Genomic DNA, 13204 nt, shown 5'->3' with positions numbered 1-13204 from the left:
TTTACATCAAACGGTAACATGACAAGGCAATTGAGCCAACGATTAGAAGCCAGTGAAGAAAAAACGGCATTTAACGCATCAACAAAAACGCAGGATCAGTGCGAATAGAACTCGCCGCTTAGAACAGCGAAGCAAATCTGATATCACTGCAGTTAATCAAGACACTCCACTTCTTTCAGGTACAGTTATTGGTCGATTTGGCCAACATGCTGATGTTGAAATCTCACCGAGCGAGATATTCCGCTGCCACATTCGACGTAGTGTCGATTCCGTAGTTTGTGGAGACCGGGTTGAAGTTAGCACTGGACAAGACAGTGCTGGCGGTTTGGAAGGTGTAATTGAAGCGGTACACGATAGAAAAACCGTGCTTACCCGTCCGGACTTTTATGACGGCATCAAGCCAATTGCGGCCAACATTGACCAAATTATTATCGTTAGTTCAATCAAACCAGAACTGAGCACTCACATTATCGATCGCTATTTAGTCGCCTGTGAAGACACCCAAATACCGGCCGTGATTGTGATCAATAAAATGGATCTGCTCAACGTTGACGAACAGGAACAAGTGCAAGACGATATCCAACTGTATCGCGATCTAGGCTATCCAGTTATCTTCACAAGCTGCAAAACCGAAGACGGCTTATTGCCGCTGCAAACGATTTTGAATCACAAAGTCAGTGTATTCGTTGGTCAAAGTGGTGTCGGCAAGTCCAGTCTTATTAATGTATTGTTGCCAGAAGCCGATGAGCTAACCGGCGAGATTTCAGACACTTCGGGGTTAGGCCAACACACCACTACTACGGCAAAACTTTTACATTTCCCGTCGGGTGGCGATCTGATTGATTCGCCTGGGGTTAGAGAGTTTGGGTTGTGGCATTTGCCGGTTGAGCAAATTACCCAAGGCTTTATTGAATTTCGCGATTATTTGGGTGGCTGCAAATTCAGAGACTGTAAGCACCTTAACGATCCAGGTTGCCTGATAACACAGGCAGTGGCTGATGGTGAAATTTCGCAACGTCGTTTTGACAGTTATCACAAAATCTTAGCTAACCTTGATGAAGCACGCCCCAGCCATGCCCAAAAACCCGGACGCAACTAAGATATAGCAAACTGAACTGGTAGAACGCACTAAATTGCTTATTCGGCTTTCAGAATAGTGTACAATTCGGCGGTCGTTATTTCGGAGTTGAGTTTGTGATTAACTGGTTTAAGGTCAACGTACAATACATCTTGCCTAAACATTTGATTTCTCGTTTGGTCGGTTCATTAGCTAGTGTCAATGCAGGCTGGCTAACCACATCGTTGATTAAAGTATTTATTAAACAGTTCAAGGTCGATATGCAGGAGGCTGCAGAGCCGGATCCAGCCAAGTACCCAACCTTTAATGCATTTTTTACACGTTTATTGAAAGACGGTGCGCGCCCTATAAATACTGATGACGCGGTACTGTGTCACGCAGTTGATGGTACCGTGAGTCAATTGGGCCCGATTCGAGACGATGCCATATTCCAAGCCAAAGGGCATGACTATAGCCTAACCGCCTTGCTCGGTGGCAAGCCAGAAGTCGCAGCACCATTTAAGAATGGAACCTTTGCGACCATATATTTATCGCCCAGAGATTATCACCGTATTCATATGCCTATCGATGGTGTGCTAACTGATATGCTTTACATCCCTGGTGACTTGTTCTCAGTTAATCCGTTGACCGCAGAAAATGTACCGGGATTGTTCGCAAGGAATGAGCGGGTCGTCACAATCTTCGATACGGATGCAGGTAAAGTCGCGATTGTGCTTGTTGGCGCTACGATTGTCGCGAGTATCGCTACCGTCTGGGCCGGCACCATCACTCCGCCTGCTGGCCCCAACGTTGTGCATTGGCAGTACGACACCAATAACCCCGACAACGTCATCACATTGAAAAAGGGTGAAGAGATGGGGTTATTTAAACTAGGATCGACGATTGTCGCCTGTTTTGAACCTGAGCGTATTGAGTTGGAAGCCATGCAAGCTGGTGACGTTACCCGCTTGGGCACGCCCTTTGCGAGAAAACTGGGCGTATCATAGCGCCCATGGATCCTGTCAAACGTAGCCTAATCTCGCTGCACATTACAGTCATTCTGTTAAGCGCCGCTTCACTGTTTTCGGTGCTTATCCCATTGAATGCGATTGATATCACTTTTGGCCGTTCACTATTTGCGTGCTTCGCATTACTGGCTTTCATGCTAGCAACCCGTTCGAGATTTCGGCTCGCGACGGCGCGCTGTTATCTCGTGGCAGCAGGATTGGGTGTATTGATGGCCGCGCATTGGTCAAGTTACTTTGCCGCGATGCAGTATGCTGGCGTGTCCGTCGGCATGATTGCTTTATTTACCTTTCCTGTGATCACCGTTCTATTGGAGCCTCTGTTTGAGCGTTTTCGACTTGCATGGCAAGATATTGTAAGTGCTCTGGTAGTGATCATTGGGATCTATTTAATTGTCCCGGCGCCTGACATCGCTGACGACACAACATTGGGTGTAGTCATCGGCATAAGCTCAGCTATTTTGTATGCTCTGCGTAATCTATTGCACAGAAAGTACTTTGCTCACTATGGCGGTGCGCGCACGATGTTCTATCAAATTTTGGTGGTTTGCCTGTGTCTCGCCTTATTTGTTTCACCAGACTTTCTTCGAGCGAGCGCTGATGTGTGGTGGCAACTACTGATTTTAGGCAGCGTGCTTACGGCGTTACCCCATGCATTGGTTGCATCAAGTTTGCAGTACCTGCGCGCCAAAAGCTTTTCCTTAATCGCCTGTATGCAACCGTTTTACGGTGTCATTCTTGCGATTTTAGTACTCAACGAAAATCCTAGTCTTAGTACATTAATTGGTGGTATTTTGGTGGTCTCAGCGTCTGTATACGAAACCATGAATGCGCATAACCGACAAGTTACCAGCGCGTCTTAAAAGCGGCGCATTAGAGCCATTAATATAGGTCAGAAGATGCATATTTTTGCCCATCGCGGTGCTAGCGGACATGCGCCTGAAAACACTCTAGCCGCGATCCAATTAGCCTTAAATATTGACATTTACGGTATTGAGATCGACATCTTCCAAGTAGAAGACGAATTTGTGTTGATGCATGATCGCTGGCTAACCCGAACCACTGGCGAAAAGATACGCATTGATCAAGTCACTCTGCAACAACTCAGCGAACTCAGCGCAGGCAGCTATCTTAATGCGCCGCAGAAGGTGCCGACCCTTGCTGAGATATTGCAATTAAACTGGCAGAACAAAGTCTTAAATATAGAAATCAAAGCCATTAAGTCCATCCACCAACTACATACCTACATTGAACGCCACCGGCCAGCTACGTTACGCCCTGAACAAATTTTACTTTCATCGTTTAATCATCTATTACTACTGGACGCTCAAGCACTTGACTTGCCCTATCCGCGCGGCTGGCTAAGTGCCTCAATGCCTGTAGGAAAAGCGCAAGAGCCAGCAGTATTGGGTTGTCAAATATTAGGTATCGATGTGGACGTAGTGGATGTAGCACTGATTAAGGATGCACATGCGCGCGGCATAAAAGTAGCGGTGTATACGGTTGATGAACCCGATGATATCGATTGGCTAGCACTGCTTGGTGTAGATGCTGTGTTCACCAACTTCCCGGCGCGCGTGCACCAGCATTTACAGCAAAAAGCCTCTAGTTAACCCGTTTAACGGCTCGATAACACCGCTTCACACTGAGTTCGTTGGGCTATTTTATGTGCGCGGCATAAGCGTAAATTCATTACGTGCGCAGCGATAATTAAACTGGCCCCCATCGCAATGGTGATGGGCTCAAAGGATTCTCCCAGAACGTCTTTGTTCCAGTAGATCAAACCGCCAGCAAAAAGTGCTAAAGCAGGTATGATTTGGCGATGATAACGGATATAACCAACACTTAAGGCGGCTAACCCAACCAGCAACGAAAGGCTTAAAATCGTGCGCTCGAACCACGCTTCAGCTACAAACGAGCTGGCAACTAATGGCGCAATCGGCAATAAAAGGGGCAACGCAAGACAGTGCAAAGCGCACAATCCTGACACCCAAATCCCCAATTTGTCCATTAATAGGCGTGTGTTATCTGACACAAAAAAACCAAACCCAACGTTCGTAAAAATCAAGAGACGTTATATTATAACAAATTGAGCCTTGAGCAAAGCAGAATTTAAGGCGATAACTCTACCGTTGACTCTGCATTCGCATTTGTCGTCGCCGCCGTCGTCGCTCTGCGCTTATCTTGGCGAACAATACGCGGCATTGGTTGTAGGTTAAGTAGTTCAGTCACCGCGACAAAAGCTACATCATGCTGATCGCCGATCCTGCGTTGCAATACTGCGAGTGTTTGCGGATGGGGATGGCCAATCCCTACGGCCTGACCATATTTGCGCGCTAGCCTAATAAGACGGTCGAATTGCTGCTCAATGGCCACTTCGGTTAAATCGTGATCCAGAAAAACTTTGCGCTGCACACTCGGGATGCCAAATTCAGTCGCGATTGTGAACGCTTTGCTGTAACGAGTAGTGCGACTATCCACAAAAAACAAATCATGCTTTGCTACTGCTTGCATTAAGGTTGTCATTGGAAAACTCAATTGCGTGAGTTTGCTACCCATATGATTGTTGAGTCCAACCGCATGGGGCACGGAGGCTAAGGCTGCCTCAAAGGTATCAATCAGATAACTCGCATTCATGGAGGCTAGCAGTGCACCAGGGCCTAATTTTTGTGGATGCAAGGTTTCCATAGGTAAGTGCAGCATGACCACGCGGCCCTGCTCTGCAGCCATGGCTGAGAAACGGGTTGAGTGTTGGGTGTGTGGCAGAATGGCAAAGGCCACATGTGAGGGCAACTCAAATGCTTGGAAATCAGTATCGCGATAACCCATATCGTCGATAATCAACGCGACCTTGTGCACTGTCCCTGCGTAGCTGTTCGGCGAGACAACCAATAGGGCCCAACAAAAAAGTGATATTAAGACTCGAAGCACAATCAATGATACGATGTTTTTTCATTAGCATAACAATGCAGGCGTCTAATTGCGATAGTAACGTTGGATGACGCACTAGCAAAGTCATTGGGGGCTACATAGAAGTGTCGGATATCAACTGGAACGATGCGATTACGCGAGCACATGCGAAGCTAAGCGATGCGAAGATCCCTCCTTATATGACTGCGCTGGAATTGAGCCCATTTTTTAGTGCCGGGCATCAATGCCATATTTTTCTCAAGCATGAACATATGCAGCATACCGGCTCTTTCAAATATCGCGGCGCATTAAATAAATTACTTAATCTGTCTGACAGCGAACAGCAGGCAGGGATAGTGGTCGCCAGCACGGGGAATCATGCCATGGCATGTGCTTTTGCTGCGGCCAATCTTAATATCGACGCGACAGTGCTTGTGCCAAATAGCGTAGATGAATATAAGCTTGCGCAAATTTCTCGGCTTGGGGCAAACGTTATACTCGTTGAAGGGGATTGCTTAGCCGCAGAATCCACCGCCTATGCACTAGCCAAACGCGAGGGTAAAACCTATGTGTCGCCTTACAATGATGCTCAGGTAATCGCCGGTCAAGGCACCGTTGGAATTGAATTGGCACATCAATTACCTGATTTGGATGCAGTCTTTGTTGCCGTAGGCGGTGGTGGATTAATTGGTGGCGTCGGTCATTACCTCAAATCTCTACACCCGCACATTGAAGTGATTGGCTGCTGGCCGAGTACGTCTCCCGTCATGGCGCGCTGCTTAGAAGCTGGCAAAATCATCCAAGTTGCGGAGCAAGCCACGCTATCCGATGCAACTGCAGGCAACATTGAAGCGAACGCGCTGACCTTCCGCTTATGTCAGCAGGTCATCGACAAGCATGTACTCGTCAGCGAACAACAAATTAGCAGCGTTATCCAACAAACATTAGAACACGAGCGACAAGTGATTGAGGGTGCAGCTGCAGTCGCAATTGCAGGCGCCTTGAGTTTAAGTGAACAGTACGCGCATAAACAGGTTGCAGTGATCGTCTGTGGGCGCAATATCGGCTACAGCAAGCTAAGATCGATTATCTGCCAAAACTGAAACTATCATCAACGCCATTGCAACCATGCACTGGGGTTAAGGGCTTTGCCTTTGTGCCGAATTTCAAAGTATAAATTAGGGCTTGCTTGCCCCCCACTGCGCCCTACGAGACCAATGGTTTGGCCAGCCGTAACCAAATCGCCGGGTTGAGTCAGCAACGCTTGGCTGTGGCCATAGACACTCATAAAACCTTCACCGTGATCGATAATGGTCACCAAACCAAAGCCTTTTAGCCAATCTGCATACAACACACGACCTTGATAAACTGCTTCGATCGGGCTCCCCTCATTGCCTTCAATGATCACCCCTGTCCAACGCACACTGCCTTGTCGGCGATCACCGAAAATACGCCTAAACCGCCCCTCTGCTGGCATGGCTAGTTGCCCTTTGCGTTGCTGTAAGCCGTCTAACTCGGTGGGTTGTTGCTGGGCGCGCTGACGCGCTTGTTCAATAGCATTAACGAGTGCTTGGGCACTGGCTTGTAATTGCTCCACTCGCTCAGCATCAGTTTGAATGGATTGGCTAAGCGCACTCAACGTGGTCTCGCGGCTGCGCTGCTGGGAATCAAGAGCCTGCTTCTGTCGTTCCTGCTGCGCTAACAACTCGCTTAAGCGCGCAATTGTCGCATTAAGGTCACGCTTGATCTCAGCAAGGGCCAATATATCCCCCCGAAAGCGCTCAATGGACTGGCGACGCGCCTCACTGACGTATTGGTAATAACTCAATACCCGTTCAAACTTCGCTGCATCCTCTTGGTTTAATAACATTTTGGCGTAATCATAGTTACCTGCCATGAAGGCACTTTTAATTTGTGCCGCGAGCTGCCTTTGTTGCTGGGCAATCTTGCGCTCTGTATCAGCCTGTTGTTGCTCTAAGTCGCGCTGTTTGTCACGATTCTCACGTAATGCTCGATTAGTTTGTGCAAGTGCTTTAGCGCTTTCAGAAATCGCGATTTCGGCTTGTTTTAGTTGGCTCTCGAGCTCCAGAGCACGCCGCTGCTTTTCTTTTAACTGCGCTTGCGTCTCGCGCAGTTGTTGTTGGATTGCTTCAAGCTCTTGTTCACTCGCCTCTTGCGCACTGACAAAAGTCGAGATTAATGCGCAGATACAAAAAAGCACCATGCGACGGCACAAACCTCGACACAGTGCTTGATAATGTATAGACAACAGCGACAAAAGTGATTCCTCAGAACGATTGAGCTGCAAGTCTACCCAAGATGCCTACAACAAAAAAGTGATGCTTGGGCTTATTTCAATTCGAGAATTGATTTCCCGGTCATTTCACTCGGTTGTTCCATCCCCATAAGGTATAACATGGTCGGTGCGACATCACTTAAGGTACCACCCGTTCGAGCCGTTGCATTACGCCCAAAATAAATAAACGGCACCGGCTCACTGGTGTGTGCAGTATGTGCTTGACCCGTATTGTGGTCTTTCATTTGTTCAGCATTGCCATGATCGGCCGTAATTAAACACTCCCCTCCGTGCTGTTCAAGAGCGGCCACGATACGGCCAATCGCAGTATCCACTGCTTCACAGGCTTTAACCGCAGCGTCAAAATTACCGGTATGACCAACCATGTCACCGTTGGGGAAGTTACACACGATCACGTCAAACTCACCAGACTCAATCGCTGCGACTAATTCATCGGTTAGTTTTTCTGAGTTCATTTCAGGCTGTAAGTCATAAGTTGCCACATCAGGAGAGGGTATAAGCACCCGTTTTTCACCCTCAAACTCGCTCTCTCGACCACCACTATAGAAAAACGTCACATGGGCGTATTTTTCAGTTTCCGAAATCCGTAGCTGGGTTTTGTCATGCTTCGCCAACCATTCCCCCATTACATTCACTAAATCCTCAGATGGGAACGCCACTTGCGAAGGAATGTCCGCTGCATATTCGGTTAATGATATGAACGCAGCAAGTTGTGGGTGAGCTTCGCGGCAAAACCCCGAAAACTCGGCATCGACAAATGCATGGCTTAATTCGCGCGCCCGGTCCGCGCGGAAATTCATAAATATGACGCAATCGTTATCGCCAATTAAAGCCTTCTCACCGATCACTGTGGGTTTCACAAATTCATCATTTTCGTCACGGGAATAAGCGCTTTCAAGCCCTGCCACAGCGTTATCTGCGGAATACTCTGCCTGCCCCAGCGTAAGTAAATCATAGGCTTGCTGCACCCGATCCCAGCGATTATCTCGGTCCATCGCATAATAGCGCCCCACTAACGTAGCAGTGCGGCCCGTACCCAACTCCGCGAACAATTCGTCAGCCTTCTCTAAGCTCGCTTTTGCACTGCGTGGTGGCGTATCACGACCATCCAGAAATGCGTGTAAGTAGACGTCTTTAGCCCCTTTCGCAACCGCCAACTTCAGCGCCGCAAAAATGTGCTCCTCATGGCTATGCACACCACCGGGTGACATTAATCCCATAATATGCACCGCACCTTTGGCGTTGATGGCTTTCTCAATGCCCTTAGTCAGCACCGGATTACTCGCGAAAGTACCTTCTTCGATAGCCTTGCTCACGCGAGTGAAGTCTTGGTAAACCACACGGCCGGCACCAAGGTTTACATGCCCGACTTCACTATTACCCATTTGCCCTTGCGGCAACCCTACATCCAAGCCTGAGCCGGATATCAAGGTCGATGGGTATTCTTTGGTAAGACGATCCAAATTAGGCGTATTGGCTGCCGCAATCGCATTGTTGTCGGTATCTTCTCGATAGCCCCAACCATCTAAAATCAGTAGCGCAAGCGTTTTCTTGGGATGAGTTGCAGCGTTTTCCATAAAATCCTCAGCGGTCGCAATGGTAAAAGAGTGAGATTAACGCCTAAAAAATACCAGTAACGGAACAGTTAATAAACTGCTTTGCCAATCTGAATTAGATCCAGACGCTATAGATCGTTAGCACGACTGGGCACCGACCTTAGGGATAACTAGCGCTGGATCATAGAGTTAGCTAACAAACCGATTTTAATTGAACCCATCGATTATTAGCTCGACGCTATCAACAGCGGTACTTGAGTAGTTCTAGTAGCAGCGCTTAGCGCTATGTGTTCATTAATGATTCTGCTTTATATAAGGTGCTAGAGCGGCTTCTTGGCTTTTAAAATTGTGAATTTTCTATATACTTTGCGTTCTTTTTTTACCGCGCTTCACGGAGCCTGAATTAATGGAACAAATCATCGAGTTCGCTGGCAACAATTTTATATTGTCAGCGATTTGGGTCGCACTAGTGGTGATGCTGGTTTACAGCTTTGTAAACAGTGCTTTTTCACCGGTTAAAGAAGTCAGCACGCACGACGCAACTTTGCTAATAAACAAACAAGATGCGGTTGTTCTCGATATTCGTCCTCCGGCTGAGTTTAAAAAGGGTCACATCCTAGGTTCACGGCAGCTTAAACCAGAAGAAGTCCGCGAAGCTAATTTTAGTAAGCTTGAAAAATCCAAAGATAAACCCATTATTGTAGCTTGTGCCATGGGGCACAGTGCGCGCAAGACAGCCTTGCAACTGGTTAAAGCCGGTTTTTCACAAGTGTCTGTGTTAAAAGGCGGTATTAACGCCTGGACGGGAGCTGGTTTACCAGTAAGCAAATAAGACGGAAAAATGATGAGTCAAGTTGAAATCTACACCAAAGGGTATTGCCCATTTTGTCATCGCGCAAAAGCGTTACTCGAACAGAAAGGCGTGGCTTACACTGAGTATCCTATTGATAAGCAACCCGAATTGCGTGATGAAATGATAAGCCGCGCGAATGGTGGGTACACTGTACCGCAAATCTTTATCAACCAGCAGCATATTGGCGGATGTGACGATATGTATGCTCTCGAATCTCAACAAAAATTAGATCCGTTACTCGCAGCGGATTAAACCTAATCAATACAGGCAGTTTTATGGCAGACGAACAGCAAACGAACGGCGCAGCTACCGCTGAGCAACAAAACCAAGCACCACAATTCAATATTCAGCGCATCTATACAAAAGACATTTCTTTTGAAACGCCGAATTCACCGAATGTGTTTACGAAAGAGTGGAAACCAGAAGTTAAGCTGGATATTGATACTCGTACTAACCAAATTAACGAAAACACCTATGAAGTTGTGCTTGCGATTACCGTAACTGCTACTTTAGGCGAAGAGACCGCATTCTTATGTGAGGTTCAACAAGCCGGTTTGTTTAATGTGGGTGAAATGCCGGACCAGAACAAAGCGCACTTGTTGGGATCGTATTGCCCGAACTTATTGTTCCCGTATGCGCGTGAGGCAGTATCCAACCTTGTGAACCGTGGTACATTCCCACCGTTAAATTTAGCGCCAGTCAACTTTGACGCAATTTTTACTGCGTACATGCAAAAGCGCGCGCAAGAGCAACAAGCAGCTCAGCAAGCTGACGCATAATATGAGCCAAACGCCAGTCAGTGTCTTTGGTGCCGGTTCGTACGGAACTGCGCTGGCGTTTTGTCTAGCCCGCAATGGTGTTCCTACGTATTTGTGGGGGCGCGACAAAGGGCATATGCAAGCGCTGGCACAAGAGCGTGAAAATAAACGCTACTTGCCAGATGCACGCTTTCCGCAGGACTTACATGTAGAAGCCGATTTAATTAAGGCAATTGAACTCAGCCAAGACCTGCTCATCGTTGTGCCTAGCCACGCCTTCAAACAGACGTTGGAAGCAATGCTTCCGCACTTGAATGCGCAACATCGCATTATATGGGCTACCAAGGGGTTAGAGCCTGGAACTGGACGCTTACTGCGTGATGTCGCAACCGACATTTTGGGTAATGAACGCCCTCTAGCGGTGCTCTCTGGCCCCACTTTCGCAAAAGAAATGGTTGCAGGCTTACCCACGGCTATTTCTCTGTCGGCAACCGATGAAACCTTAGCGCAGGAGTTTGCTGATAAATTGCACTGTGCAAAAACCTTTCGGGTGTACTACAACCCAGACTTTATTGGTGTGCAATTAGGCGGTGCAGTCAAAAACGTGATTGCTATTGGAGCGGGGCTTGCTGATGGCTTAGGCTTTGGGGCAAATGCCAGAACGGCATTGATTACCCGTGGTTTGGCTGAACTCACCCGCTTAGGCGTAAAATTAGGTGCTCAACCAGAAACCTTTATGGGTATGGCTGGCCTTGGTGATTTGGTGCTTACCTGTACTGACAATCAAAGTCGCAATCGCCGGTTTGGTATTGCGCTGGGCAAAGGTGTTAGCGTAGAGCAAGCCATGGCGGATATTGGTCAGGTTGTCGAAGGCTACCGCAATACCGAGGAAGTACATATTCTCGCTCAACGCGAAGGCGTAGAAATGCCGATCAGTGAGCAAATCTACCAAGTGCTCTATCAAGGAAAATCAGCAAAAGCTGCGGCAATGGCATTATTGGGCCGCGAACAAAAAGCAGAATAGCCTTCACAGCCCTTTGCCAGACTGGACTCGCATACGCCGCCGCACAATTACTGCATAGCTTATCGACGGTACTATTACTGCCACTGCAATAAAGAGTAGAACACTCAGATACGTGTTTTGAAACAGCGCTAGGTGGGTCGCAAGTTCTGCCTTTGCGTTATTCACCTCATTGGCGAAGGCAATACTACCAACGGCGGCGTGCGGAGACAGTGCAAAAGCACCACTGACGGCACCTGCCCAGCCAGAGGATAATAATGAGGAATAGCTGAGCCAACCAATTGCCGCAGATCCGAACGCGACTACGCCAATCGCTACAGTACCTAAACCCAGAATTCCAAAGCTTACAGCACCGATTGAAAGCCCGCCATATGCAATGATCCCGATGCTGATTGGCGCAACAGCCAGCCCTCCCCAAGCGACGATAAGCCCATAGGCCTTGCTACCACATGCAATCCAGCCAAATGCAGGGCGATAGTTAGCCTCGGGAATACCGAACTGAAAATGACACAGCGGAACACCCAGTAAACGCCATGAACTGACATATTCAGAGGCTTCTGGTTGTTGGTCATAACTCCCCCAAAATTTGTGCGGGTGTAACATTCGCTCCTGCTTTCGCAAGGCTGACATTGCGGTTAGCATTAAGCGAGTCATGACCAAGTAAGCGAGTACGAACACAACCACGACAGTATGCGCAAACGTGGTAAACCATAGCGCTAATTCAGGATTGGCGTAGGTAACGTATTGCGTGCCAATCATCAGCACGCTGTAGAGCAAGGCTACCAACAGAAATGCCACCACTGAACGCTTAACTAATCGCTTTTCACGTTCGGTGCGCGACTGATCTAGGCCGGCGCGTAAGCCAAAAAATGCACTGACCAATCCAGAGAGTGACGCAAGCGTTGCCAGACTCGTTGCCGCAGTAAATGCTGAGCTCCCTTTTACAGCGCCAAATCCCAAAGCCGCCGCTTTGGCTGGCGGAGATATGGAATTAATACTGAGCATCACCGCTGTGGTGAAGGCAATTCCGGGTTTCGACTTCTCAAGACCTGTTTCAACAATGCTAACCATCGCCTGTTTTAGCAATTTCCGCCCACGCGAAAGACGCTGTTTAACTGTATCTTCGGTCAAGTCCAGCTCTGCCGCTACGGTCGCAATCGACTGTTGCTCGCGGTAAAAAAGTACGAGTGGCTCCCGATACGCAGCATCCATTTCTTGTAGCACTTGCCACATCAAACTTTCGTGCTGTGTATTGATGGCTTCTTCTTCAATACTCTCTGTGCTGTCTATACTTCCTTGCGCAGCTTCAATATCATCAGCCTGATGCGTGGCTTGGCTGGATTCATGACGACGAAAGTGACTGATCTTGAAACGCAAAATACCGCACAGCCACGCCTTTAAACGTTCAGGCTCTTTTAAGCTATCTAGCTTTTTCCATGCTTCAATAAATGCTTCTTGCGCCAAGTCTTCACTTCGCTTTAAGTCACCTACGGCTGAATAGGCAACTGAACAAAGTAAATTTTGATAACGCAGCACTATGGTGCAAAACGCATCTCTGTTACCCCCTAATGCATGCATTACTAAGCTCGCATCAGAGTCATCATGAAAGGCGGTACTAATTAATTGTGTCATAAACTGTGATCGTGGCGGTTTTTATACAAGTGCCATCGACATGAAAAAGGTGACACGTTTTTTATAACTTACTTT

At 47.8% G+C, this 13204-nt stretch carries 14 protein-coding genes; 9 read left to right on the top strand and 5 right to left on the bottom strand.

Annotated elements, in window-relative coordinates; all coding sequences use genetic code 11:
* The first annotated feature begins 52 nt into the window (after positions 1-52).
* The 4 genes from rsgA to AC121Z_RS02250 all read left to right on the top strand — a co-directional run bounded on the left by rsgA (position 53) and on the right by AC121Z_RS02250 (position 3695).
* A complete protein-coding gene (gene rsgA / locus AC121Z_RS02265) occupies positions 53-1099 on the top strand; it encodes a small ribosomal subunit biogenesis GTPase RsgA (protein ID WP_498126321.1) in 1047 nt (348 codons plus the stop codon).
* A gap of 95 nt (positions 1100-1194) precedes the next feature.
* Positions 1195-2064: an archaetidylserine decarboxylase gene (gene asd / locus AC121Z_RS02260; protein ID WP_498126319.1), complete on the top strand. Its 870-nt coding sequence runs from the start codon at positions 1195-1197 to the stop codon at positions 2062-2064.
* A 5-nt stretch (positions 2065-2069) separates the two neighbouring features.
* Positions 2070-2945, top strand: a complete 876-nt coding sequence (locus tag AC121Z_RS02255; RefSeq protein WP_498126317.1) for a DMT family transporter — start codon at positions 2070-2072, stop codon at positions 2943-2945.
* A gap of 36 nt (positions 2946-2981) precedes the next feature.
* Entirely contained in the window at positions 2982-3695 is a 714-nt protein-coding gene (locus AC121Z_RS02250) for a glycerophosphodiester phosphodiesterase (RefSeq protein WP_498126315.1), read from the top strand.
* Between the two features lie 5 nt (positions 3696-3700).
* Here AC121Z_RS02250 and AC121Z_RS02245 read toward each other — a convergent pair whose 3' ends face one another.
* Both AC121Z_RS02245 and AC121Z_RS02240 read right to left on the bottom strand, forming a co-directional pair.
* On the bottom strand, positions 3701-4093 hold the full coding sequence (locus AC121Z_RS02245; RefSeq protein ID WP_498128120.1) for a MerC domain-containing protein: 393 nt from the start codon (positions 4091-4093) through the stop codon (positions 3701-3703).
* Between the two features lie 101 nt (positions 4094-4194).
* On the bottom strand, positions 4195-4941 hold the full coding sequence (locus tag AC121Z_RS02240) for a divergent polysaccharide deacetylase family protein (RefSeq protein WP_498126313.1): 747 nt from the start codon (positions 4939-4941) through the stop codon (positions 4195-4197).
* 176 nt (positions 4942-5117) lie between these two features.
* Here AC121Z_RS02240 and AC121Z_RS02235 point away from each other — a divergent pair, with 176 nt between their 5' ends.
* Complete coding sequence (locus AC121Z_RS02235) at positions 5118-6095, top strand: threonine/serine dehydratase (protein WP_498126311.1); 978 nt, start codon at positions 5118-5120, stop codon at positions 6093-6095.
* Positions 6096-6103: 8 nt separating this feature from the next.
* On the opposite strand, the gene AC121Z_RS02230 is transcribed toward AC121Z_RS02235, so the two are convergent.
* Together AC121Z_RS02230 and gpmI are read right to left on the bottom strand one after the other, a co-directional pair.
* Positions 6104-7270, bottom strand: a complete 1167-nt coding sequence (locus AC121Z_RS02230; RefSeq protein ID WP_498126309.1) for a murein hydrolase activator EnvC family protein — start codon at positions 7268-7270, stop codon at positions 6104-6106.
* 71 nt (positions 7271-7341) lie between these two features.
* Entirely contained in the window at positions 7342-8886 is a 1545-nt protein-coding gene (gene gpmI, locus AC121Z_RS02225) for a 2,3-bisphosphoglycerate-independent phosphoglycerate mutase (protein WP_498126307.1), read from the bottom strand.
* Positions 8887-9271: 385 nt separating this feature from the next.
* Here gpmI and AC121Z_RS02220 point away from each other — a divergent pair, with 385 nt between their 5' ends.
* The 4 genes from AC121Z_RS02220 to gpsA are packed head-to-tail and all read left to right on the top strand — an operon-like array spanning position 9272 to position 11500.
* Positions 9272-9697, top strand: coding sequence for a rhodanese-like domain-containing protein (locus tag AC121Z_RS02220; protein WP_498126305.1), 426 nt, complete (start codon positions 9272-9274; stop codon positions 9695-9697).
* A 12-nt stretch (positions 9698-9709) separates the two neighbouring features.
* Positions 9710-9970, top strand: coding sequence for a glutaredoxin 3 (grxC, locus tag AC121Z_RS02215; RefSeq protein ID WP_100658060.1), 261 nt, complete (start codon positions 9710-9712; stop codon positions 9968-9970).
* A gap of 23 nt (positions 9971-9993) precedes the next feature.
* Positions 9994-10497, top strand: coding sequence for a protein-export chaperone SecB (gene secB, locus AC121Z_RS02210; protein WP_498126303.1), 504 nt, complete (start codon positions 9994-9996; stop codon positions 10495-10497).
* A gap of 1 nt (position 10498) precedes the next feature.
* A complete protein-coding gene (gpsA, locus tag AC121Z_RS02205; RefSeq protein WP_498126301.1) occupies positions 10499-11500 on the top strand; it encodes an NAD(P)H-dependent glycerol-3-phosphate dehydrogenase in 1002 nt (333 codons plus the stop codon).
* Positions 11501-11503: 3 nt separating this feature from the next.
* Here gpsA and AC121Z_RS02200 read toward each other — a convergent pair whose 3' ends face one another.
* Positions 11504-13129: an RNA polymerase sigma factor gene (locus AC121Z_RS02200; RefSeq protein WP_498126300.1), complete on the bottom strand. Its 1626-nt coding sequence runs from the start codon at positions 13127-13129 to the stop codon at positions 11504-11506.
* Between the last annotated feature and the right edge of the window lie 75 nt (positions 13130-13204).

Source organism: Alteromonas sp. DYW1, assembly GCF_059752595.1.
This window is presented reverse-complemented; position numbering and strand designations above follow the sequence as displayed.

Excerpts from the sequence above, each read along its gene's own strand:
- gpsA (WP_498126301.1), top strand. The coding sequence starts at position 10,499 with ATGAGCCAAACGCCAGTCAGTGTCTTTGGTGCCGGTTCGTACGGAACT.
- gpmI (WP_498126307.1), bottom strand. The coding sequence starts at position 8,886 with ATGGAAAACGCTGCAACTCATCCCAAGAAAACGCTTGCGCTACTGATT.
- AC121Z_RS02250 (WP_498126315.1), top strand. The coding sequence starts at position 2,982 with ATGCATATTTTTGCCCATCGCGGTGCTAGCGGACATGCGCCTGAAAAC.
- AC121Z_RS02245 (WP_498128120.1), bottom strand. The coding sequence starts at position 4,093 with ATGGACAAATTGGGGATTTGGGTGTCAGGATTGTGCGCTTTGCACTGT.
- AC121Z_RS02255 (WP_498126317.1), top strand. The coding sequence starts at position 2,070 with ATGGATCCTGTCAAACGTAGCCTAATCTCGCTGCACATTACAGTCATT.
- AC121Z_RS02220 (WP_498126305.1), top strand. The coding sequence starts at position 9,272 with ATGGAACAAATCATCGAGTTCGCTGGCAACAATTTTATATTGTCAGCG.
- AC121Z_RS02200 (WP_498126300.1), bottom strand. The coding sequence starts at position 13,129 with ATGACACAATTAATTAGTACCGCCTTTCATGATGACTCTGATGCGAGC.
- grxC (WP_100658060.1), top strand. The coding sequence starts at position 9,710 with ATGAGTCAAGTTGAAATCTACACCAAAGGGTATTGCCCATTTTGTCAT.
- secB (WP_498126303.1), top strand. The coding sequence starts at position 9,994 with ATGGCAGACGAACAGCAAACGAACGGCGCAGCTACCGCTGAGCAACAA.